Raw genomic sequence first — 21704 nt, forward strand, 5'->3', positions numbered from 1 at the left:
AGGAAAGGTTCCTAACGATTGGCGAAGCTAGTCCTCACCCCCGCCCGGGTCAAGACCTTCGTCGCCACCCACCGCCCGGCGCTCCGCTGTCCCACCAGCGCCGTAGACTTGCGCGAGTGGCGGGCAGGATCAGAGACGAAGACGTGAAGGCGGTACGGGACGCGGTCCCGATCGACGCCGTCGTCTCCGAATACCTCCAGCTCAAAAACGCCGGCGGCGGCAATCTCAAGGGCCTGTGCCCCTTCCACGACGAGAAATCCCCCTCCTTCCAGGTCAGCCCCTCCAAGGGCCTCTACCACTGCTTCGGCTGCGGGGAAGGCGGGGACACCCTCGCGTTCGTCATGAAGCTCGACCATCTGTCGTTCACCGAGGCCGTCGAGCGCTTGGCCAGGCAGGCCGGGATCACGCTGCGGTACGAGGAGGGCAGCCATGTCCCCGGGCGGCAGCAGGGCGAGCGGATCCGGCTGGTCGAGGCCCACAAGGCCGCCGCGCAGTTCTATGTGGAGCAACTGGGCGGGGCGGAGGCGGAGATCGGCCGGAGGTTCCTGGCCGAGCGCGGCTTCGACCAGGCGGCGGCGGAGCACTTCGGGGTGGGGTACGCGCCCGCCGGGTGGGACCACCTGGTGCGGTATCTGCGGGGGAAGGGCTTCACCGACAAGGAGCTGATCACCGCGGGGCTGGCCTCCGAGAGCCGCAGGGGCGGGGCGATCGACCGCTTCAGGGGGCGGCTGATCTGGCCGATCCGGGACATCACCGGCGAGGTCATCGGCTTCGGCGCGCGCAAGCTGCGCGAGGACGACCAGGGGCCGAAGTACCTGAACACCTCCGAGACGCCGCTCTACAAGAAGTCCCAGGTGCTGTACGGCATCGACCTGGCCAAGAAGGAGATCGCCAAGACCGGGCGGGCGGTGGTCGTCGAGGGGTACACCGACGTGATGGCCTGCCATCTCGCCGGGGTCACCACGGCCATCGCCACCTGCGGCACCTCCTTCGGCGGCGACCACATCAAGATCCTGCGCCGGCTGCTGATGGACAATTCGACCGCCGAGGTGGTCTTCACCTTCGACGGCGACGAGGCGGGCCAGAAGGCCGCGCTGCGGGCGTTCGAGGACGACCAGAAATTCGCCGCCGAGACGTCGATCGCGATCACGCCCGGCGGGATGGACCCGTGCGAACTGCGGCTCGCCGAGGGCGACGCGGCCATCCAGCGACTGATCGACGGCCGCACCCCGCTGTTCGCCTTCGCGCTGCGCTCCATCGTGTCCCGCTACAACCTGGACACCGACGAGGGCCGGGTGGCGGCCGTGGACGCGGGGGTCGCCGTGGTCGCCGCGATCAAGAACCAGGCGCTGCGCGACCGTTACGCGATCCGGCTGGTCGGCATGGCCGGGATCGGCACGCAGTCCGAGGAGCAGTCGATCATCCGCCGGGTCCGCGCGATGGCCAGGGCCCGCGCGGCGGGCGGCGGCAGCACCGACAACCGCCCGCAGTACGGCCGCCAGGGCCAGGGCGGTCCGTACGCGGGCGGCGACCGGCAGTCCTCCGGCGTCCCCGCGCAGAACGCGCCGCGCGGCCCCCGCCTGGACCTGCGCAGCCCCGCCCACCGCGTCGAGCGCGAGCTGCTCAAGCTCGCCCTCCAGTACCCGAAGCTGGTCTCCCCGGCCTTCGACGCGTACGGCGAGGACGAGTTCACCGGACCGCCCTACGCCGCCGTGCGCCGGGTGATCGCCGAGGCGGGCGGCGTCGAGGCGGCCGACGGCGACTATCTCGTACGGGTCCGCGAGGCCGCGCCCGACGACACCGTACGGATGATGGTCACCGAACTGGCCGTCGAGCCGGTGATGCACAAGTCGCCCGAGTTCTACGCGGGCGAGGTGCTGGTCCGGGTGCGGATCAACGCGGTGGAGCGGCGCGTGGCCCAGGTGCACGCCACGCAGGCGCGGTTCGCCGCCCAGGGCGTCCCGCAGGACTCGCCCGAGGTCACCGCGTCGCTGGGCGAGCTGTGGGCGCTCCAGCAGTACGGCCAGCGGCTGCGCGAACAGGGCGCGGCGGGGCTGTAACCGCCGCGGGCGTACACCCGGGCATATGCCTTGCGTCACCGCACGGACCTGAGCGGTGACCTTGTGTGAAAAAGGGAGCGCACGCCCCTCGTAGCGGAGCCGCGTCGTGGGCCACACTGGGTGACGGCGCCCAGGGCCTGTCCGGCAAGACGCGCTGCGAGCCCGAGGACGCGCTCACTTCTGGAGGTCGCTTCCGTGCAGACCCAGACCCAGATCCACACCCAGATCCAGACCCTCACGACCGCGGCCGAGGTGGTGGCGATGGAGCCCCAGGCGGAACCGCCAGGGAACCTCACGGGGTCGCGGGTGCCGGAGCAACGCGTGGTCACCGACGAGCGGGACGACGAGGACGCGGCGCCGGTACGGCCGCCGCGGGAGGAGTCCGCGGGCCCGTCCGCCGACCTCTTCCGGCAGTATCTGCGCGAGATCGGCCGTATCCCGCTGCTCACGGCGGCCGAAGAGGTGGACCTGGCCCGCCGGGTGGAGGCCGGACTCTTCGCCGAGGAGAAGCTCGGCGCCTTCCCCGACCTGGACTCGCAGCTCGCCGTCGACCTCGACCGCCTGGTGGTGCTCGGCCGGATGGCCAAGCGCCGCCTCATCGAGGCCAATCTGCGGCTGGTCGTCTCGGTCGCCAAGCGGTACATCGGCCGCGGCCTGACCATGCTCGACCTGGTCCAGGAGGGCAATCTCGGGCTGATCCGGGCGGTGGAGAAGTTCGACTACGCGCGCGGCTACAAGTTCTCGACGTACGCGACCTGGTGGATCCGCCAGGCGATGTCGCGGGCGCTGGCCGACCAGGCCAGGACGATACGGGTCCCCGTGCACGTGGTGGAGCTGATCAACCGGGTGGTGCGGGTGCAGCGGCGGCTGCTCCAGGAGCGCGGCTACGAGCCGAGCACCGAGGAGGTCGCCGCCCAGCTCGACCTGCCGGAGGAGCGGGTCAGCGAGGTGCTGCGGCTGGCCCAGGAGCCGGTGTCGCTGCACGCGCCGGTCGGCGAGGAGGAGGACGTCGCGCTCGGCGACCTCATCGAGGACGGCGACGCCGCCTCGCCCGTGGAGTCCGCGGCCTTCCTGCTGCTGCGCGAGCACCTGGAAGCGGTGCTGTCCACGCTCGGCGAGCGCGAGCGCAAGGTCGTCCAGCTCCGCTACGGCCTCGCCGACGGCCGCCCCCGCACCCTGGAGGAGATCGGCCGCATCTTCGGCGTGACCCGCGAACGCATCCGCCAGATCGAGTCCAAGACCCTCAACAAGCTCCGCGACCACGCCTTCGCCGACCAGCTCCGCGGCTACCTCGACTGAGACCCCCCGGAGCCCCCCGGGCCCTAGCCGTCCCTGCGCAGCCGCGCCAGCGGCCTCGGCGCCACCACGAACCCCTCGGCGCGCGCGCTCGCCAGCCCGATCCGCGGCAGATGCGCGCTCTTGGCGAAGAGCAGGAAGCGCGGCTCCCAGATGGGCCGGTACTTGGCGTTCGCGCGGTACAGCGACTCCAGTTGCCACCAGCGGGAGAAGAACATCAGGGCCGAGCGCCACAGCCGCAGCACCGGGCCCGCGCCCAGCCGGGCGCCGTCCTCGAACACCGACCGGAACATCGCGAAGTTGAGCGACACCCGCTCCACGCCGACGTCGGCGGCGCGTTCGATCAGGTCGAGGACCATGAACTCGACCAGGCCGTTCTCGCTGTCCCGGTCGCGCCGCATCAAGTCCAGCGACAGCCCCTTCGGGCCCCACGGCACGAAGCTGAGCAGCGCCTTCAACTCGCCCTCGCCGTCGAGGCATTCGATCATCACGCAGTCGCCGTCGGCCGGGTCGCCGAGCCTGCCGAGCGCCATCGAGAAGCCGCGCTCGGTGGCGCCGTCCCGCCAGCGGTCCGCCGCCTCGATCAGCGCGGCCGTCTCGTCGGCCGGGATGTCGCGGTGCCGCCGGATACGGGTGGTGTAACCGGCGCGCCGCACCCGGTTGTACGCCTGCCGCACGCCGCGCATCGCCCGGCCGTCCAGGGTGAACTCGTCGGTCTCCACGATGGCTTCGTCGCCCAGTTCCAGCGCGTCCAGGCCGTGCCGGGCGTAGACGGTGCCCCCCTCCTCGCTGGCGCCCATCACGGCGGGGATCCAGGCGTGGTCGCGGGTCTCCACCAGCCAGGCGTCGATGGCGCCCGGCCATGCCTCGACGTCGCCGATCGGGTCGCCGGAGGCCAGGGCCACACCGCCGACCACGCGGTAGGCGACGGCGGCCTTGCCGCTGGGCGAGAAGATGACGGACTTGTCGCGGCGCAGCGCGAAGTAGCCGAGCGAGTCGCGGGCGCCGTGCCGGGCGAGCAGTTCGCGCAGCCGGTCCTCGTCGTCGCGGCTCTGGAGGTCCCGGCCGCGCGGGGAGCGGAAGAGCGCGTAGAGCACGGCGAGCAGCAGGCCGAGGCCCGCCAGGTTGAGGCCGCTGCTGACCCACGGGCTGATGTGCAGATTCGGCTCGATGTCGGAGTCGCGGCTCAGCGTCGTGAGCCGCAGCGCCACGTACCAGACGCGGTCGCCGACGCTGGCGCGCTCCGGGCCGACGGCCGTGACCAGGGTGGTGCCGACCAGGACCGACAGCAGCGCGCCGACGCCGAGGACGGCGAGCGCGAGCTGCGGGTTGGTGCGGTCGCCCTTGCCGTGGAATTCGCGGCGGCCGAGCGCGCCGAAGCACAGCACGGTCAAAGTGAGCGCGGTGGAGACCCAGTTGAACGGGTGCCGCCGCAGGTCGTCGTAGCACAGCGCCCACACCGACAGGGCCGCGTAGCCGCCGCACAGCGCCATGAAGACGATCCAGGCCACGCGCTTGTGGCGGGCCAGCATCATGGCCATGAAGAGCGTCGCGGCGGCCGAGCCGAAGCCCGCGAAGAGCATGAACGGCGTGAACAGCTCACCGGTGTTGTGGTTCGACATCTCCTGACGGATCGTCAGGGATACGGCGGACAGCAGATCGACGACGCCGATCACCCGTAGGTACCAGATCGGCACCCGCGCGCTGCGCCGCGCCAGCGTCGAGGTCTCGCGCCGCGCGGGGCAGCGCACCGGGTCGGAACCGCCCGGTCGCCCCTGCCGCGGCCCCTCGCCCGTACTCGTACCCGTACCCGTACCCGAATCCGTGCTCGTACCCATACGGGTACTCGTACCCGCCCGCGTGCCGGTACCCGCGACCGACGCCGCGGTGGTGGCGCTGCTCATCACTTCTGCCCTTCCGGAGGTACGGCGGCACAGGCTACCAACGCCGCGCGCCGCCGTACCCGCTGGCTCCTCGGGTTTTCCGGCCCCCCGCTCCGGCCGGTCGGCCGGGACGGAACACCCGTCCCGGCCGGCCCTCGTACCTCAGTCGACCTCCGCGACGGCCTGCGCGAACTGCGCCGCGTACAGCCGCGCGTACGCGCCCTTGGCCGCCAACAGCTCCTCGTGCGTGCCCTGTTCGACGATCGCGCCGGACTCCATCACCAAGATGACGTCGGCGTCGCGGATCGTGGACAGCCGGTGCGCGATCACGAAGCTGGTACGGCCGTGGCTGAGCTTGGCCATCGCCCGCTGGATCAGCACCTCGGTACGGGTGTCGACGGAGCTGGTCGCCTCGTCCAGTACCAGGATCGTCGGATCGGACAGGAACGCCCGCGCGATGGTGATGAGTTGTTTCTCACCCGCGCTGACCCCCGCGCCCTCGTCGTCGATCACCGTGTCGTAGCCCTCGGGCAGCGTGCGGATGAAGCGGTCCGCGTGCGCGGCGCGCGCCGCCTCCTCGATCTGCTCGGCGGTCGCCCCCTCGCTGCCGTAACCGATGTTCTCCGCGATCGTGCCGCCGAACAGCCAGGTGTCCTGGAGGACCATGCCGATCGAGGAGCGCAGCTCCTCGCGGGAGAGCGTGGCCACATCGGTGCCGTCCAGGGTGATCCGGCCGCCGGACACCTCGTAGAACCGCATCAGCAGATTGACCAGCGTGGTCTTGCCCGCGCCGGTCGGGCCGACGATCGCGACGGTGTGGCCCGGCTCCACCTTCAGCGACAGGTGGTCGATCAGCGGCTTGTCCGGGTCGTAGCGGAAGCTCACGTCCTCCAGCGCTACCCGGCCCCGCACCGGCACCCGGGGGACGTCCCGCTTCGCCGGCTCCGCCGACTGCTCCTCGGCGTCGAGGAGTTCGAAGACCCGCTCGGCCGACGCGATGCCGGACTGGATCAGGTTCGACATGCTCGCCACCTGCGTCAGCGGCTGGCTGAACTGCCGCGAGTACTGCACGAACGCCTGGACGTCACCGATGGACAGCGCGCCCGACGCGACCCGCAGGCCACCGACGACGGCCACCAGCACGTAGTTCAGATTGCCGATGAACATCATCATCGGCTGGATCGTGCCGGAGATGAACTGCGCCTTGAAGCCCGAGCGGTACAGCGCCTCGTTCTGCTCCTCGAAGGCCGCCGCCGACTCCTCCGCGCGCCCGAAGACCTTCACCAGCGAGTGGCCGGTGTACATCTCCTCGATGTGCGCGTTGAGCTTGCCGGTGGTCTTCCACTGCTGGATGAACTGCGGCTGCGCGCGCTTGCCGACCCGCGTGGCCACCAGCAGCGTCAGCGGCACGGTGACCAGCGCGATCAGCGCCAGCAGCCAGGAGATCCAGAACATCATGGCCAGCACGCCCACGATGGTCAGCAGCGAGTTCACCAGCTGGCCCATGGTCTGCTGCATCGTCTGGCCGATGTTGTCGATGTCGTTGGTGGCCCGGCTCAGCACCTCGCCGCGCGGCTGCCGGTCGAAGTACGACAGCGGCAGCTTCGCCAGCTTGTCCTCGACGTCGGAGCGCATCCGGAACATCGCCCGGTTGATCACCTTGGTCGCGGTGCGCATCTGGAAGACGCTGAAGACGGCCGCGGCCACGTACACCGCGAGGACCACCAGCAGCACCTTGCCGATGGCGTCGAAGTCCATGCCCTGGCCCGGCGTGAAACCGATGCCCTTGAGCATGTCGGCGACCCGGCCGTCACCGTGCGCGCGCAGCGCGTCGAGCGCCTGCTGCTTGGTGCCGCCGGGGAACCGCCGTCCGATCACCCCGGCGAAGATCAGGTCGGTGGCGTGACCGAGGATGCGCGGCCCGGTCACCGCGAGCGCGACGCTCGCCGTGCCGAGGACCAGCACCAGGCAGAGCAGGAAACGGTCGGGACGCATCAGACCCAGCAGCCGCTTCAGCGACCCGCCGAAGTCCATCGGCTTCTCGACCGGGCCGCCGCTCATGAAGCGCGCGGGCCCGCCCATCGGCCGCGGCGGGCGCTGCGCGGCGGCGGGCTTGTGCTCGTCGTCGCTCATCAGGCGGCCTCGGCTTCCGTGAGCTGGGACAGGACGATCTCCCGGTAGGTCTCGTTGTCGGTCATCAGCTCGGTGTGCGTGCCGGTGCCGACGACCCGGCCCTCGTCCAGGACGACGATCCGGTCCGCGTCACGGATGGTGGACACCCGCTGGGCGACGATCAGCACGGTCGCGGCGGCGGTCTCGTGCAGCAGCGCGCGGCGCAGCGCCGCGTCCGTCGCGTAGTCCAGCGCCGAGAAGGAGTCGTCGAAGAGGTAGATCTCCGGCCTGCGGACCAGGACCCGCGCGATGGCCAGGCGCTGCCGCTGCCCGCCGGAGACATTGCTGCCGCCCTGCGCGATGGGCGCGTCGAGCCCGCCGTCGAGCCGCTCCACGAAGTCCTTGGCCTGCGCCACCTCCAGCGCGTGCCACAGCTCCTCGTCGGTGGCGTCCGGTTTGCCGTACCGCAGGTTGGTCGCGACGGTGCCGGAGAACAGATACGGCTTCTGCGGTACGAGGCCGACGGTCTCGGCCAGCAGCGCGGGGGCCAGCTCCGCGACGTCCTCGCCGTCGACCAGCACCCGGCCGCCCGTCGCGTCGTACAGCCGCGGGATCAGGCCGAGCAGCGTCGACTTGCCGCTGCCGGTGGAGCCGATGATCGCGGTCACCTCACCGGGCCTGGCGACCAGGTCGACCCCGCGCAGGACGGCCGCCTCCGCGCCGGGGTAGGCGAACTCCACGCCGGTCAGCTCCAGGTCGCCGTGGCGGCGCAGAGTCAGCACGGGCGCGGTCGGCGGGACGACGCTGGACTCGGTGCCCAGCACCTCCTCGATGCGCTCGGCGCAGACCTCGGCGCGCGGCACCATCATGAACATGAAGGTGGCCATCATGACCGACATCAGGATCTGCATCAGATAGCTCAGGAACGCCGTCAGGGCGCCGATCTGCATCCCGCCGCTGTCGATGCGGTGCGCGCCGAACCACAGCACGGCGACGCTGGAGATGTTCACCACGCCCATCACCAGCGGGAACATCAGCGCCATCAGCTTTCCGGTGGCCAGCGACACATCGGTCAGACTGTCGTTGGCCTCGGCGAAGCGGCGCTGCTCGTAGTCGTCCTTGACGAAGGCGCGGATCACGCGGATGCCGGTGATCTGCTCGCGCAGCACCCGGTTCACGGTGTCCACGCGGGTCTGCATCGTGCGGAACAGCGGGCGCATCCTGCGGATGATCAGGCTGATCACGATGCCGAGCAGCGGCACCACGGCCAGCAGCAGCGACGACAGCGGCACGTCCTGGCCGAGTGCCATGATGATGCCGCCGACGCACATGATCGGCGCGGACACCATCAGCGTGAACGTCAGCAGCACCAGCATCTGCACCTGCTGCACGTCATTGGTGGTGCGGGTGATCAGCGACGGCGCCCCGAACTGCCCGACCTCGCGGGCCGAGAAGCTCTGCACCCGGTCGAAGACCGACGCGCGGATGTCACGGCCGACCGCCATCGAGGTCCGGGCGCCGAAGAAGACCGCGCCGATCGCGCAGCAGACCTGGACGACGGTCACCCCGATCATGACGCCGCCCAGCCCCACGATGTAGCCGGTGTCGCCCTTCACCACTCCGTTGTCGATGATGTCGGCGTTGAGCGTGGGCAGGTAGAGCGTGGCTATGGTCTGGACGAGTTGGAGCAGTACCAAGAGACCGATGGGTCGCTTGTACGGGCCCAGGTGGGCCCGCAGGAGTCTGATCAGCACACTGAAACCTCGGTGTCGGCGGTACGGGCGCCGCGTACCCGGCGGGACGTACGCAGGCGGCGGAAGGCGCGTACGGAGACGCAGCGCGGGGGAGGGGACGTTGCCCCGGCCCGCCGAGCTTTGCCCGCCCTTTGCCCGTCTTGATCGGCGGAGGATCTTATCTTCCGACACCGCCGGGCCGCATGGGATTAAAGCGAGGCAAAGGCCCCCGGGTGAGTCTGCTCGCGCACCGCGACGTACTGCTGACGCACCGCTGACCCCACGGCCGAGTCGTCGCCCGGCTCCAGCAGTTGCGTGGCCGCCTCGGCCCACGGCGGCGGCTCGGTCTGCGACTGCGAGCCGAGCACCGCGCCCAGCGACCAGGCGGCCTGCCGCGCCGCGCCCAGCGCCGCGTACTCGGCGGCCGGCGGGACGACGACCTGCGTGCCGAACAGCGCGGGCGCGATGGCGCGCACCGCGGGCAGCTCGCCCGCCGCGCCCAGCAGGAACACCCGGCGCACCTCGACGCCCTTGTTGCGCAGCACGTCCAGCGCGTCCGTCAGCCCGCACAGCATGCCCTCGAAGGCGGCCCGCGCCAGGTGCTCCGGCTTCATCGAGTCGCGCCGCAGCCCGGCCAGCGTCCCCGCGGTGTGCGGCAGATCGGGCGTCCGCTCGCCCTCCAGATACGGCAGCAGCACCAGTCCGTACGCGCCGGGCGTGGACTGGAGCGCCAGTTCGGACAGCCCGGCCAGGTCGGTGCCGAGCAGATCGGCGGTGCCGCGCAGCGTACGGACGGCGTTGCGCACCTGCACCACCGGCAGATGGCGGCCGGTCGCGTCGGCGAAGGCGGTGACCGTACCCGTCGGGTCCTTCAGCGCCTCGTGGTGGACGGCGAAGACGGTGCCCGCCGCGCCCAGGGAGACCACCGCGTCGCCGGGGCCGAGGCCCAGGCCCAGGGCGGCGGCCATGTTGTCGCCGGTGCCCGCGGAGATCAGCAGGCCCTCGGGGGTCTGTCCCGCGGGTTCGGCGGGGGCCAGTACGTCGGGGAGCGCCACCTGGTGGCCGAGCGCCCGCTCGACCAGATCCGTGCGGTACTCGCCGGTGGCCGCCGACCAGTAGCCGGTGCCCGAGGCGTCGCCGCGGTCGGTCGTACGGCGCGCGGGCCGCCCCAGCAACTGCCACACCAGCCAGTCGTGCGGGAGCATCACCTGGGCTATGCGCGTGGCCGTCTGCGGTTCGTGCTGCGCGATCCAGCGCAGCTTCGCCACCGGATACGCGGCCTGCGGCACCGAGCCGACCGCCTCGGCCCACCCGGCCGCCCCGCCCAGCTCGTCGGTGAGGTCCACGGCCTGCGCCTGCGCCCGCTTGTCGCCGCGCAGCAGCGCCGGGCGTACGGCCACCCCGCCCGCGTCCAGGGCCAGCAGCCCGTGCTGCTGCCCGGAGATGCCTATCGCCTGCACCCCTTCGAGGACGCCGTCCTTGGCCGCCTCGCCCAGCGACAGCAGCCACGCCTGCGGGTCGATCTCGGTCGGCTTCTCGCCGTCGTCCAGAGGGTGCGGCGCATGGCCCTGCCTGAGTACCGCCCCGGTCTCGCTGTCGCACACGACGACGGTCGTACCGGTGGTCGAGCTGTCTATGCCCGCGACTTTCCCCATGGACGAGATGATGCCCCACGGGGGGCGGGTACGGGGTGACAGCTGTGCATCAGGTTGCGTCAGGTGTTCGAGAAACGGGCGGGGTGCGGGCGGGATGCGGGCGGGGATGCCCTTCCTCAGGTGTTGGAGGTGCCCCAGTCGTCCTCGGGCGGCGCGCTGCGGTCGCGCAGTGCCTTCACCCGCTCGGTCACCGACTCCGGCAGCCGGTCGCCGACCTTCGCCGTCACCGTGTCCGCGGCCTTCACCGCGGCGTTCCTGCCGGTCTGCGCGGCGCTCTCCGCCGCGTTGCGCACCGCCGGGTTCTGCGCGACGCGCTGCGCGCTCTTGCGCAACTGCTCGTACCGCTCGCGCCCGGCGCGCGCGCCGAGCACATAGCCGACGACGGCTCCACTGATGAACGTCAGCCGGTAGCGCATGGGCTCCACCCTCTTTCCGTCGGACACGTCAGGCATAGGACAAGTCGGGCCAAGGTGCCGTGTGCTGCGCGCCTACCCTGTGCACCCGGGTGACAACCCTGGCGCAACTGGTTGGCGGAGCACCCCCTCACTTGCGCTAATGTATGTGTCGCAGCGAACGCGCGCCGTCCCGGGACACCCTGACGAGTGCATTCGGTGCACGCAGAGCGATCCCCTGTAGCTCAATTGGCAGAGCAGCCGGCTGTTAACCGGCAGGTTACTGGTTCGAGTCCAGTCGGGGGAGCTCGGTCCCCTGTAGCTCAATTGGCAGAGCAGCCGGCTGTTAACCGGCAGGTTACTGGTTCGAGTCCAGTCGGGGGAGCGCCGGATCAGGACCCCGTTGGGGTCCTTTTTCATGTCCCGGGGAACCAACTCCCCGCCCCCGCGAGTCCACCCAATGACGCGTCTGTGACCCGCGAGGGCGACAGATCGTATGAGCAGCTATGCTGCGGCAGACGGCGCGCGAGGCGCACCGTACGGGGCGGTAGCTCAGCCGGTTAGAGCAGCGGACTCATAATCCGTCGGTCGTGGGTTCGAGTCCCACCCGCCCCACCCTGCGCCGTGCCGCGAAGCCGGCACATCGCGGACGGTCTCCGGGGGCGGCGATCATGGCGCCGACACCCCCCGCGCGAGCATCCGTCCGAGTGGCGTCCGCGGCACGTCCTTGACGGGGCCGGGTGCGGTCGCCCTGGCGGCCTTGTGGCATACCTCGGCGGGGGACAGGGCTGATCGGCGTGAGACCGCGCGGCGCGGCCCCGCTTTCCACGTGCGCGGGGCGCGGGTCGCGGGTCAGGCCGGCCAGGTGCCGGTGAGCCGCCGGGTGGCGGTGGCGCCGCTCCGGCTGACCGCCGCCTTCACGACGGCGAAGATCAGCCCGTGCAGCGCGGCCGCGATCAGGACCTCCTTCCAGGCGCGCTCCTCGTCCAGCGCGTCCGGGGTGTCGTCGTCGTGCCCGACCACCTTCCACGTCTGCTTGAAGGCGGCTCCGGCCAACGCGCCACTGGCCACGCTGAGCAGGAGACCGACCGGGCGGTAGACGATCTTCGCGGCGTTCACTTGCGGCCCCTCTTCCAGCGGACGGTGAAGAACACCACGGCGGCGCCGATCGCCGCGGCGACGGCCGCGCCGGGGCGGCGCTTGACGGCGTCGGCGGCCTGCTGGGTCTTCTCGGCCAGGGGCTCGGGGGTCTTCTCGCTGACCTTGGCGGCCACTGCCGCGGTGCCCTCAGCGATCTTGGCCGAGGCGGCGGCGGCCTTCTCCCGCACCGGTTCCGGCGTCTTGTCACGGACCAGCGCGCCGACTTCGGCCGCCTTCGCCCGGGCCGAGGCCGACGCGTCGGCCGCCGTGTCCTGAGCGGTGTCCTGGGCCTCGTCCTTCGTGGTCTGGGCGCGGTCCTTCAGCTCGGTGACCTTGCTCTGGACCTTGTCCTTGACCTCGGCGGCCTTGTCGCCGACCTTGTCCTTGACCTCGGCGGCCTTGTCCTTCGCCTGGGCGGCCTTGTCGCCGACCTCGTCCTTGATGTCGGCGGCCTTGTCCTTGGCGCGGGCCTTCACGTCGGCCTTGGCGGCCAGTTCCTCCACCGTCTCGCCGAGCTGCTCACGGGTGCTCTCCACCTGGGCGCGCAGTTCCTCGGGGGTGGACGGGTCCTTCTCGTCATGCGGGTCGATGGTCATCGCTTCGTCTTTTCCTTGATGGTGGCGACATCGGCCTTGACACCGGCGATCGCCTGCTCGGGAGCCGGCGGCGTCGCGCGGCTCACTTCCTTCTTCCCCGCCAGCGCCAGAGTGGCGGCGAGCGCCAGCAGCGCCACCGCGACGATCAGCGCCGACAGCCACACCGAGAACGTGAGGGCGAGCGCCGCGACCGCCGTGGCGGCCAGCGCCTCCAGACCGATGAAGGCCAGCAGCCCCGCACCGCCGAACAGCCCGCCGCCCATGCCGAACCGTTTGCCCTTCTGGGCCATCTCGGCCTGGGCGAGCCGCATTTCCTCGCGCACGAGCTGCGACATCTGCTGTGTCGCGCGCGACACCAGCTCGCCGACCGACGGCTCGCCCGAGCCGTCCGCCGCTCCGGAGCCGTCCCCTGCCGCCCGAGTTCCGACGGGATCCATCACCACTCACCGGTCCTTCCGTCTCCTATGCGCCCGGCTACCCGGGCCGGACGGGCGCACACGCGCTTCGGCAGGCGGCCGCGTGCCGGGCACGTCGGTTCGGCTCGGGCGGGGGACGTACGGGGAAGGCGCGGGCACCCTCAGGCGAAGGTGTTCTTGTAGAAGAGGCTCGCGTCGAAGCTGGGGTCGGTCGTGGTGCCGGTCTTGCCGGAGAAGCCGAAGGCGAGGCGGGGTTGGCCGTCGGCCACCCAGATCGCGCAGCCCTGCGGCTCGCGGCCCGGGATCGTCGCCCCCGCGGTGGTGCGGAAGACCTCGCCGTGCCCGCCCCCGGCGTCGTTCATGCTGACGGCGGCGAGGTAGGACGGGCCGCCCGACCTGCCGTAGAGGAGGTAGGCGTACTCGCCGTACAGGGTGACGCCCTGGAAGGCGGCGTCGTCCGGGATCTTCAGTTGGGCGTTGGTGGGCAGCGCGCGTTCGGCCTTCCTGTCGTCCTGGGAGAGTCGTCCCGCCACCGCGTCCGCCAGCGGGAAGACCACCAGCCGCCAGGGGTTGGGCGAGGTGGACTGGGTGGCGTAGCGGACCAGCAGCATGTTGTTGACGGGGTCGATCGCGGGGCGGGGCAGGCCCGCGTAGGTGGTGATGGTGGGCGTACGGTCCTGGATCGGGATCACCGACGGGTTGCCGTAGGTGAGGGTGATGCCCTCGGTGTAACGGAACCGGGTGAGCCGGTAGCCGCTGTCCTCGTACGCCCCCTTGGCGACGTTGTAGTTGTCGCCCTCGATCCACAGGTACGGCGCGGAACCGGCGCCGGTGGGTTCGACGGCCATCGAGGAGCCGTGGCCGAACTGGTGCAGCGCCATGGTGCCGAGCACGTTGCCCGCCAGGTCGGTGCGGACGATCCAGATGTCGCCGTAGTGGATGTGCGCCTTTGACGGGTCCCCGTCGTCGGAGTCGTTCTCGTTGTCCCCGGGGCGGTGCTGGGCGAAGTAGATGTGGCCGTTGACGTTGTCGTAGGCGAAGGACTGCATGGCCCAGGACGTCTCGTGCAGCCGCTTGCGCCAGAACACCTGGTCCCCGCCGCCCTCCAGCGAGAAGGGCGCGGTGACCGGCAGGTCGGCGGCGGCCGGCCCCGCGGCGGCGAGGACTCCGGCCGCGCCGAGCGCCCCGGCGGCCGTGAGGCCCGCCCCCGCGCGCAGCAGCCCCCGGCGGCTCTCACGCTGCGCTACACGCTCTGCCCCGAACGCTGACCGGCGCTGACCGAACGCCGACCGAGGGCTGACCGGCGCTGAAAGGCGCTGACCGGGGGCGCGGAGGGGCCGGCCGCGCGTCTGCCCCGGAGTGGGATGGATTACACCCGGGGGGTCCGGGGGATGGGCTCGGCGTATACCGGGCGTTTATCGGATCGTGGATATGTTTGCGCCCATGCCCAGCACGCCTCCGGCTCCCGATTCCGCGTTCGCCGACGCGGCCGAGCTCAATGCCCGGATACGTCGGCTCAGCGCGGGTCGCACCTCGTGGACCCCGGACGAGCTGACGGAATTGGCCCGCCTCCAGGCGGAGTGGCAGCTCGCGGTGGAAGGCGAGTCGGAACAGGTCTGACCCCGGACCGCGGCGGTACGGGGCCGTACCCGTACGGGACGTACCCGTACGTGACTCCCTGACTACGCCGTCGCGCCGCGCTCGCCCAGCGACGACAGCAGCTGGAGCTTCTCGTAGGAGTCGGTGCCGGGGGTGGCGGTGAAGACCAGGAGGGTCTGGGACTGGGCGGGGTCCTGGAGGACCTGGCAGTGCAGGTGGAGGATGCCGACCTCGGGGTGACGGATCCGTTTGAGGTCGTCGGGGTGGCGGACGCCGATCTCGTGGGCGCTCCAGAGGGTGGCGAATTCGGGGCTCACGGCGAGCAGGGCGTCGACGAGGGCGGCGGCCCGCGAGCCGGGGCCCTGGCGGGAGAGCGTCTCGCGCAGCCCGGCGGTGAAGATCCGGCTGTGGGTGGGGTGGTCGGCCTCGGGGTAGATGCGGCGGGTGACGGGGTCGGTGAACCAGCGGTAGCCGAAGCTGCGGGCCATCCCGGTGTGCCCGGTCTCGTCGCCCAGCAGGGCGAGCGCCATCCGGGTCTGCGTCAGCGTCTCGCCGAGATCCGTCATGACCTGCGCGGGAGTGTCGTCCAGGCGCCCGAGAATCCGCATCAGGCCGGGGCTGACGTGGTCGCTGCCCGATCCGCGCTCCGGGGCGCTGTGCCCCGCCATCCGGAAGAGGTGGTCGCGCTCGTCGAGCGAGAGATGCAGGCCGCGCGCGATGGCGCCCAGCATCGGCGCGGACGGCTGCGGGCCGCGGGCCTGCTCGATCCGGCTGTAGTAGTCGGTCGACATGCCGGACAGCGCGGCGACCTCCTCGCGCCGCAGCCCCCGCGTTCGCCGCCGCGGCCCGCGCGGCAGCCCCACGTCCTCGGGTTGCAGCGCCTCACGCCGGGTGCGCAGGAAGTCCGCCAGCTGTTCTCGGTCCATGACCCCAGTCTCCCGCCTGTACGTCCCCGGTCTTCCGCCTGTCCGGTCCCGGTCTCCCGCCTGTACGTCCGCGCCCTCCCGCCCGTACGGCCACGGTCTTCCCCCCCCGGCACGTCCGCGGCTCAGCTCTCGGCGGCCACACTGTCCGGGAAGCGCACCCCGGCCAGCTCCTCCGACACCTGCCAGACCCGCCGCGCCTCCTCCTCGCTCCGCGCCGACCGGTACAGCGGCTGCTCCACCACGGGGCCGGTCAGATGCCCGAGGCCGCCGGGGCCGTAGAAGGCGCCGCCGACCGCCCCCGGCGCGGTCGCCGCGTACAGCACCGGCCGCAGCCCGTCGTCCACGGTCTGCACGAACAGCCCGAGCCTGGACTGCCAGCGGAAGGCGCGGTCCATCCAGGTCGTCCGCTTCGCGCGGCCCAGATTCGGCCCGGCCGTCTGGAGATTGGTCGAGGTCAGGCCCGGATGCGCGAGGGTGCTGGTGATGCCCCAGCCGCCCGCGACGCTGCGCCGGTGCAGTTCCAGGCCGAACATCAGCACCGCCAGCTTCGACTGGCTGTAGACCTTCATCGGCGCGTAGCCGCGCTCCGCCTGGAGGTCGTCCCAGGCCAGCGCCCCCTGGCGGGCGCCGATGCTCGACTGGGTCGCCACCCGCGCGCCGCCCGCGGCGCGCAGCAGCGGGAGCAGATGCGCGGTCAGCGCGAAGTGCCCGAGGTGATTCGTCGCGAACTGCAACTCCAGGCCGTCCGCGGAGGTCTGCCGGGTCGCCGGGGTCATCACCGCCGCGTTGTTGACGAGGATGTCGACCGGCCTGCCCTCGGCGACCAGCGTCCGGCCGAGCGCGGCGACCGACTCCAGCGACGCCAGGTCCAGCTCCCGCGTCGACACCCGCGCGCCGGGCACCTCGGCCCGGATCCGCTCCACGGCCGCCGCGCCCTTCGCCGCGTTCCGCACCGGCAGCACGACCTCCGCGCCCGCCCGCGCCAGCCGCCCGCCGAGCCCCCGCCCGATCCCGTCGCTCCCGCCCGTGACGACGGCGAGTTTTCCGCTGAGATCGGGCACCGCGGTGTCCAGTGCGTTCTTACGTGTCATGACGGTTCGCTCCTGACGGTGAGTGGGGGCGGGCGATGCCGCATTCGCGGGGGCGGGCGAGCGCTTTCCAGCGGAGGGGGAGGAGGGGGGAGAGGAACACAAAGGGACGGCGTGCGGATACGTATCCCGTGCGGCGGGCGAGGGAACCGCCAGGTCGGAGGAGCAACCCGCCCGGCTGGAGCGGGAACCCGCCGGATCAGAGTGGGAACCCGCCGGGTCAGAGCAGGAACCCGCCCGACGCCTCGATCCGCTGTCCCGTGATCCACCCGGTCCCGTCGGACAGCACCGCGGCGATCACCCCGCCGATGTCCTCGGCGGTCCCGACCCGGCCGAGCGCGGCCTGGCCGGAGAGCGCGGCCCTGACGCCTTCGTCGTCCCGCATGAAGCCCCCGCCGAAGTCGGTGCCGGTGGGGCCGGGCGCGACGGCGTTCGCGGTGATGCCGCGCGGGCCCAGCTCCTTGGCCAGATAGCGGATGAACACCTCCACGGCGCCCTTCATCGACGCGTACGCCGACAGTCCCTCGCTGGTGAAGCGGGTCAGCCCGGTGGAGAGGTTGACGATCCGGCCGCCGTCGGCGAGCAGCGGGACCAGCCGCTGGGTGAGGAAGTAGACGCCCATGAAGTGGACGTTCAGCATCGTGTCGAAGCCCTCCTCGGTGGCTTCGAGGAAGGGTTCCGTCACGGCGGAGCCCGCGTTGTTGACGAGGTAGTCGAAGTCCGACCGCCCCCAGCCCTCCTTGAGCAGCCGCCGCACCTCGTCGGCGAAGTCCGCGAATCCGGCGGTCCGGGCGGTGTCCAGGCGGAGCGCGTACGCGGTGCGGCCGAGCGCCCTCGCCTCGGCGACCACGGCAGCCGCCTCGTCCTCGTGCGACCGGAAGGTGATGATCGGATCGACGCCGTCCGCGGCGAGCCGCAGCGCGGTGGCGCGGCCGAGCCCGCGGTTGGCGCCGGTGACGATCGCGATCCTGGCCGGTGCGGTGCTGTCCGTGGTCGTGCCGGTGGTCGTGTCCGTGTGCGTGGTCATGACTCCAGCGTGGGCGGCGGCGACGGCCGGATGAAGGCCCCACTTGTCCAGGGATCGCCGATCCCACCTTGAGCGGGGGAGCGGCCCGCGCACATCCGGTGTCATCCGGTGTCACGTGGTGTCCTTTTTACCCAATACGGAACCGGAGCATAGAGACTTCGCGGGCCCCGATCCGCAGGATAGGTATGCCTAAGTCAGGCCAGGCACACCTAAGCACGGGTCCGGGAGGACGAACATCGATGTGGGACGACGCGTTTCCGAGCTTCCTGATCGGACTCAGGGAAGGTCTCGAAGCCGGGCTGATCGTCTCGATCCTGGTGGCCACCCTGGTGCGCGGCGACGCCAAGTCCCGGCTCCCGCAGGTGTGGACGGGCGTCCTGGCCGCCATCGCCCTGTCGATGAGCTTCGGGGCGGTCCTCACCTTCACCGCCGCGAATCTGTCGGCGACCGCGCAGGAGGCGTTCGGCGGCACGCTCAGCGTCGTGGCCGTCGCCTTCGTCACCGCGATGGTCTTCTGGATGCGCCGCTCGGCCCGCAATCTGTCCGGTGAGATCCGGGAGAAGGTGACGGCCGCGCTCGCCATGGGCGGCGGCATGCTGATCCTCACCTCCTTCCTCGCGGTCGGCCGCGAGGGCCTGGAGACCGCGCTCTTCCTGTGGACCACCGCCCGCGCCGCGGGGGAGTCCGGCGGCCCGCTGGCCGGCGCCGCGATCGGCCTGGTGCTGGCCGCGGGGCTCTGCTGGGGCCTGTACCGGCGGGTGCTCAAGATCAATCTGAGCCGCTTCTTCACCGCGACCGGCGCCGTCCTGATCGTCATCGCCTCGGGCGTCCTCGGCTACGGCCTGCGCGACCTCCAGGAGGGCGGCGTGCTCGCCGGGAAGACGGCGTACGCCTTCGACCTCAGCGCGCACATCGACGCCGGTTCCTGGTACGCCGCCCTCCTCCAGGGCGTCCTCAACCTCACCCCGGCCATGACCTGGCTCCAGGTCGCCGCCTACGTCGGCTACCTCGCGATCGTCATGACGCTGTTCGTACGCGGCCTGCGCAAGCCCGCGCCCGCGCCCGTATCCAAGAAGGCGGCCGAGGCACCGGCGTCCGAGCCGACCGCGGCGGAGACGGCGCCCGCTTCCGCACCGGCCCCCGCTTCCGCACCGGACCCCGCCCATGTGCCCGCTGTCACGGCGGTGCCCGCCCGCACCCGCACCCGCACCCGCACCCGCTCCCGTCCCGTATGGCTGCTCCCGGCCGCCGTCGTCGCGATCCCCGCCGTGATCGGCGGCCTGGTCGTGGCCTTCGGCGACGGCAAGCCCGCGGGAGCGCAGACCGTCGCCGTCTCGCCGACCGAGTGCGGCAAGGGCTTCAGCGCCCCCCAGCCCGGCCGCCGGACCTTCTCGATGCGCAACACCGGCGACAAGGCGTCCGAGGTCTATCTGATCAACCCCGCCACCAACGCCGTCTACGGCGAGATCGAGGGCCTGGCTCCCGGCACCACCCGCGACCTGGTCGCCACCGTCGGCAGCGGCGAATACGCCTGGCGCTGCGTGCCGACCAGCGGCAAGGCGGTCACCTCGGCGTCCGTACGGGTCTCCGGCGGCAGCACCACCAAGGCCGTCCTGCCGCTGGCCGCGTCCGAACTCCAGCCGCCGCTCGCGTCGTACCGCGCCTATGTGAACACCGGGCTCGGCACGCTGGTCGGACAGACCGGCACACTGACGGCCGACCTCGCGGCGGGCGACCTCACCGCGGCGCGCGCCGACTGGCTCACCGCGCACGACACGTACTCCGCGCTCGGCGCCGCCTACGGGACCTTCGCCGACTTCGACGCGAAGATCAACGGCCGCAAGGACGGACTGCCGGGCGGCGAGAAGGACCCGTCCTTCACCGGCTTCCACCGCATCGAGTACGGGCTGTGGCACGGCGAGTCCGCGGCCTCGCTCAAGCCGCTCGCCGTCCGGCTCGGCGCCGACGTGGCGGGCCTGCGCAAGGCGTTCCCCACGCAGGACTTCGACCCGTCCGACCTGCCGCTGCGCAGCCACGAGATCCTGGAGAACACCCTCCAGTTCGAGCTGACCGGCGACACCGACGAGGGCAGCGGGACGAATCTGGCGACCGCGAACGCCAACCTGGCCGGTACGAAAGAGCTGTTGACGGTGCTGCGGCCGCTGATCACCCGGCGGGACCCGCGGCAACTGGCCCTGATCGACGCGGACATCGCCCGCCTCCAGAAGCTGCTCGACGGCGCGCACAAGGGCGCCGCCTGGACCCCGGTCGGCTCGCTCGACACGGCGGCGCGCGCGACGATCGACGGCGCGACCGGCCAGCTCCTGGAAGACCTCGCGCCCGTCCCCGACCTGCTCGAAATCCGGAAGTCCGCATGAGGCGCGAGGACCGTACGGCGCCAGGACCCGAACAACTCCCCGAAGGGAAGCAGCAGATGCCCGCCGACTCCACCCGACCCGAAGGCCACGAGGGCTACGGCGGTGACGCGGCGGGCGGCGGCACCTGCCCGATGGGCGCGGGCCGCAGGTCCTTCGTGAAGACCGCGCTCGGCGCGGGCGCGGGCGCGGCGGCGCTGGCGGGCGGCGGCCTCGCGCTGAGCACGGCGGCCGGCGGCAGCAGCGCCCAGGCGGCCGACGCGGGTCAGCGCGGCCAGGCCGCGGCGGTGGACTTCCACGGCGCGCACCAGGCGGGCGTCATCACCCCGCAGCCCGCCGCGGCGACCTTCGTCTCGCTGAACGTCATCGCGGACACCAGGGCCGAACTCGCCGACCTGTTCAGGACGATCACCGAGCGGGCCCGCTTCCTCACCGCGGGCGGCACCCCCGACGACCTGGGCGTCGGCGCGCCGCCGTCCGACAACGGCATCCTCGGCCCGACCGTCCCCGCCGACGCGCTCACCGTCACCGTCGGCGTCGGCTCCTCGCTCTTCGACGACCGCTACGGCCTCGCGGGCGCCAAGCCGCGCCGCCTCACCCCGATGCGGACCTTCCCCAACGACAACCTCCAGGCCGCGCAGTGCCACGGCGACCTGTCGTTGCAGATCTGCGCGGGCAGCACGGACACCGTCCTGCACGCGCTGCGCGACATCGCCCGGCACACCCGCGGCGGCATGCAGATCAAGTGGCGCATGGACGGCTTCCAGAACGCGCCCCGGCCGACCGGCGCGCAGCGCAATCTGCTCGGCTTCAAGGACGGCATCGCCAACCCGGACGTGCGCTCCGGCCGGGAGATGGACCGCCTGGTGTGGGTGACGGACGCGCTCGGCGAGCCCGCGTGGGCGGCGGGCGGCAGCTACCAGGCGATCCGGATCATCCGGATGCTGGTGGAGTTCTGGGACCGGGTCTCGCTCACCGAGCAGGAGTTGATGTTCGGCCGCCGCAAGGACACCGGCGCGCCGCTGGACGGCGCGAAGGAGACCGACACCCCGCTCTACGCCAAGGACCCGCAGGGCAACGCGATCCCGCTGGACGCGCACATCAGGATGGCCAACCCGCGCACCGCCAGGACCGACGACTCCCGCATCCTGCGCCGCGGTTACAACTACGACCGGGGCGTGGACGCGGTCGGCAACCTCGACATGGGGCTGGTCTTCTGCTGCTACCAGCAGGACGTACAGCGGCAGTTCGAGGCCACCCAGACCCGGCTGATCGACGAGCCGCTGGTCGACTACATCTCCCCGGTCGGCGGCGGCTACTTCTTCGTGCTGCCCGGCGTCCGCGACACCAAGGACTGGCTCGGCCGCGGCCTGCTCTCCGCCTGAGCCTCCGCCCGACCCCCCGCC

18 protein-coding genes and 3 tRNA genes are annotated in these 21704 nt (G+C 71.9%); 9 read left to right on the plus strand and 12 right to left on the minus strand.

From position 1 onward, the window contains the following. Nucleotides 1-116: 116 nt before the first annotated feature. Both dnaG and ACZ4EF_RS04890 read left to right on the plus strand, forming a co-directional pair. On the plus strand, nucleotides 117-2060 hold the full coding sequence (gene dnaG / locus ACZ4EF_RS04885; RefSeq protein ID WP_467502801.1) for a DNA primase: 1944 nt from the start codon (nucleotides 117-119) through the stop codon (nucleotides 2058-2060). Between the two features lie 120 nt (nucleotides 2061-2180). Further along, nucleotides 2181-3359 carry an RNA polymerase sigma factor gene (locus ACZ4EF_RS04890; protein WP_391047396.1) on the plus strand — a complete coding sequence of 393 codons (1179 nt, stop codon included), beginning with the start codon at nucleotides 2181-2183 and terminating at the stop codon, nucleotides 3357-3359. Nucleotides 3360-3382: 23 nt separating this feature from the next. Here ACZ4EF_RS04890 and ACZ4EF_RS04895 read toward each other — a convergent pair whose 3' ends face one another. The 5 genes from ACZ4EF_RS04895 to ACZ4EF_RS04915 all read right to left on the minus strand — a co-directional run bounded on the left by ACZ4EF_RS04895 (nucleotide 3383) and on the right by ACZ4EF_RS04915 (nucleotide 11155). Beyond that, nucleotides 3383-5194, minus strand: a complete 1812-nt coding sequence (locus ACZ4EF_RS04895) for a phosphatidylglycerol lysyltransferase domain-containing protein (RefSeq protein WP_391160606.1) — start codon at nucleotides 5192-5194, stop codon at nucleotides 3383-3385. Between the two features lie 207 nt (nucleotides 5195-5401). Next, nucleotides 5402-7321, minus strand: coding sequence for an ABC transporter ATP-binding protein (locus ACZ4EF_RS04900; protein WP_467503061.1), 1920 nt, complete (start codon nucleotides 7319-7321; stop codon nucleotides 5402-5404). A 50-nt stretch (nucleotides 7322-7371) separates the two neighbouring features. Further along, the gene (locus tag ACZ4EF_RS04905) at nucleotides 7372-9105 is read right to left on the minus strand and encodes an ABC transporter ATP-binding protein (protein WP_467502802.1); all 1734 of its coding nucleotides are present in this window, start codon (nucleotides 9103-9105) and stop codon (nucleotides 7372-7374) included. 188 nt (nucleotides 9106-9293) lie between these two features. Further along, a complete protein-coding gene (locus ACZ4EF_RS04910; RefSeq protein WP_355344733.1) occupies nucleotides 9294-10739 on the minus strand; it encodes an FGGY family carbohydrate kinase in 1446 nt (481 codons plus the stop codon). A gap of 116 nt (nucleotides 10740-10855) precedes the next feature. Beyond that, on the minus strand, nucleotides 10856-11155 hold the full coding sequence (locus ACZ4EF_RS04915) for a YtxH domain-containing protein (protein WP_355344861.1): 300 nt from the start codon (nucleotides 11153-11155) through the stop codon (nucleotides 10856-10858). A 210-nt stretch (nucleotides 11156-11365) separates the two neighbouring features. Between ACZ4EF_RS04915 and ACZ4EF_RS04920 the strand changes: the two genes are divergently transcribed. The 3 genes from ACZ4EF_RS04920 (at nucleotide 11366) to ACZ4EF_RS04930 (ending at nucleotide 11746) form a co-directional block, all read left to right on the plus strand. Beyond that, nucleotides 11366-11438, plus strand: a tRNA-Asn gene (locus tag ACZ4EF_RS04920). Between the two features lie 5 nt (nucleotides 11439-11443). After that, nucleotides 11444-11516: transfer RNA gene (locus ACZ4EF_RS04925), tRNA-Asn, on the plus strand. Between the two features lie 156 nt (nucleotides 11517-11672). Further along, nucleotides 11673-11746, plus strand: a tRNA-Ile gene (locus ACZ4EF_RS04930). A gap of 237 nt (nucleotides 11747-11983) precedes the next feature. On the opposite strand, the gene ACZ4EF_RS04935 is transcribed toward ACZ4EF_RS04930, so the two are convergent. The 4 genes from ACZ4EF_RS04935 to ACZ4EF_RS04950 form a co-directional block, all read right to left on the minus strand. After that, entirely contained in the window at nucleotides 11984-12250 is a 267-nt protein-coding gene (locus tag ACZ4EF_RS04935) for a DUF4235 domain-containing protein (RefSeq protein WP_355344736.1), read from the minus strand. After that, nucleotides 12247-12867, minus strand: coding sequence for a DUF3618 domain-containing protein (locus ACZ4EF_RS04940; RefSeq protein WP_391160213.1), 621 nt, complete (start codon nucleotides 12865-12867; stop codon nucleotides 12247-12249). The genes ACZ4EF_RS04935 and ACZ4EF_RS04940 overlap by 4 nt, the downstream gene beginning before the upstream one ends. Continuing rightward, nucleotides 12864-13304: a phage holin family protein gene (locus ACZ4EF_RS04945; RefSeq protein ID WP_355344864.1), complete on the minus strand. Its 441-nt coding sequence runs from the start codon at nucleotides 13302-13304 to the stop codon at nucleotides 12864-12866. Before ACZ4EF_RS04945 ends, ACZ4EF_RS04940 begins: the two co-directional genes overlap by 4 nt. 140 nt (nucleotides 13305-13444) lie before the next feature. After that, the gene (locus ACZ4EF_RS04950; protein WP_467502805.1) at nucleotides 13445-14371 is read right to left on the minus strand and encodes a phage baseplate protein; all 927 of its coding nucleotides are present in this window, start codon (nucleotides 14369-14371) and stop codon (nucleotides 13445-13447) included. Between ACZ4EF_RS04950 and ACZ4EF_RS04955 the strand changes: the two genes are divergently transcribed. Together ACZ4EF_RS04955 and ACZ4EF_RS04960 are read left to right on the plus strand one after the other, a co-directional pair. Then, on the plus strand, nucleotides 14348-14551 hold the full coding sequence (locus tag ACZ4EF_RS04955; protein ID WP_467502807.1) for a hypothetical protein: 204 nt from the start codon (nucleotides 14348-14350) through the stop codon (nucleotides 14549-14551). The genes ACZ4EF_RS04950 and ACZ4EF_RS04955 overlap by 24 nt on opposite strands. A gap of 175 nt (nucleotides 14552-14726) precedes the next feature. After that, on the plus strand, nucleotides 14727-14903 hold the full coding sequence (locus ACZ4EF_RS04960) for a hypothetical protein (RefSeq protein WP_355344748.1): 177 nt from the start codon (nucleotides 14727-14729) through the stop codon (nucleotides 14901-14903). Nucleotides 14904-14965: 62 nt separating this feature from the next. On the opposite strand, the gene ACZ4EF_RS04965 is transcribed toward ACZ4EF_RS04960, so the two are convergent. The 3 genes from ACZ4EF_RS04965 to ACZ4EF_RS04975 all read right to left on the minus strand — a co-directional run bounded on the left by ACZ4EF_RS04965 (nucleotide 14966) and on the right by ACZ4EF_RS04975 (nucleotide 17923). Further along, nucleotides 14966-15808 (minus strand): helix-turn-helix transcriptional regulator, encoded by an 843-nt coding sequence (locus ACZ4EF_RS04965; RefSeq protein WP_355344751.1) that lies wholly within the window; start codon nucleotides 15806-15808, stop codon nucleotides 14966-14968. Nucleotides 15809-15930: 122 nt separating this feature from the next. Further along, on the minus strand, nucleotides 15931-16899 hold the full coding sequence (locus ACZ4EF_RS04970; protein ID WP_391047381.1) for an SDR family oxidoreductase: 969 nt from the start codon (nucleotides 16897-16899) through the stop codon (nucleotides 15931-15933). A 217-nt stretch (nucleotides 16900-17116) separates the two neighbouring features. After that, nucleotides 17117-17923, minus strand: a complete 807-nt coding sequence (locus ACZ4EF_RS04975) for an SDR family NAD(P)-dependent oxidoreductase (RefSeq protein ID WP_467502808.1) — start codon at nucleotides 17921-17923, stop codon at nucleotides 17117-17119. A 239-nt stretch (nucleotides 17924-18162) separates the two neighbouring features. Between ACZ4EF_RS04975 and efeU the strand changes: the two genes are divergently transcribed. Then, entirely contained in the window at nucleotides 18163-20301 is a 2139-nt protein-coding gene (gene efeU / locus ACZ4EF_RS04980; protein WP_467502810.1) for an iron uptake transporter permease EfeU, read from the plus strand. Nucleotides 20302-20432: 131 nt separating this feature from the next. Next, complete coding sequence (gene efeB, locus ACZ4EF_RS04985) at nucleotides 20433-21683, plus strand: iron uptake transporter deferrochelatase/peroxidase subunit (RefSeq protein ID WP_355344867.1); 1251 nt, start codon at nucleotides 20433-20435, stop codon at nucleotides 21681-21683. Nucleotides 21684-21704: the final 21 nt, after the last annotated feature.

The organism is Streptomyces sp. NPDC025721, assembly GCF_055558595.1.

Excerpts from the sequence above, each read along its gene's own strand:
- ACZ4EF_RS04970 (WP_391047381.1), bottom strand. The coding sequence starts at position 16,899 with ATGACACGTAAGAACGCACTGGACACCGCGGTGCCCGATCTCAGCGGA.
- efeB (WP_355344867.1), top strand. The coding sequence starts at position 20,433 with ATGGGCGCGGGCCGCAGGTCCTTCGTGAAGACCGCGCTCGGCGCGGGC.
- ACZ4EF_RS04915 (WP_355344861.1), bottom strand. The coding sequence starts at position 11,155 with ATGCGCTACCGGCTGACGTTCATCAGTGGAGCCGTCGTCGGCTATGTG.
- ACZ4EF_RS04975 (WP_467502808.1), bottom strand. The coding sequence starts at position 17,923 with ATGACCACGCACACGGACACGACCACCGGCACGACCACGGACAGCACC.
- efeU (WP_467502810.1), top strand. The coding sequence starts at position 18,163 with ATGTGGGACGACGCGTTTCCGAGCTTCCTGATCGGACTCAGGGAAGGT.
- ACZ4EF_RS04940 (WP_391160213.1), bottom strand. The coding sequence starts at position 12,867 with ATGACCATCGACCCGCATGACGAGAAGGACCCGTCCACCCCCGAGGAA.
- ACZ4EF_RS04895 (WP_391160606.1), bottom strand. The coding sequence starts at position 5,194 with ATGGGTACGAGCACGGATTCGGGTACGGGTACGGGTACGAGTACGGGC.
- ACZ4EF_RS04965 (WP_355344751.1), bottom strand. The coding sequence starts at position 15,808 with ATGGACCGAGAACAGCTGGCGGACTTCCTGCGCACCCGGCGTGAGGCG.
- ACZ4EF_RS04945 (WP_355344864.1), bottom strand. The coding sequence starts at position 13,304 with ATGGATCCCGTCGGAACTCGGGCGGCAGGGGACGGCTCCGGAGCGGCG.
- ACZ4EF_RS04900 (WP_467503061.1), bottom strand. The coding sequence starts at position 7,321 with ATGGGCGGGCCCGCGCGCTTCATGAGCGGCGGCCCGGTCGAGAAGCCG.
- ACZ4EF_RS04910 (WP_355344733.1), bottom strand. The coding sequence starts at position 10,739 with ATGGGGAAAGTCGCGGGCATAGACAGCTCGACCACCGGTACGACCGTC.
- ACZ4EF_RS04960 (WP_355344748.1), top strand. The coding sequence starts at position 14,727 with ATGCCCAGCACGCCTCCGGCTCCCGATTCCGCGTTCGCCGACGCGGCC.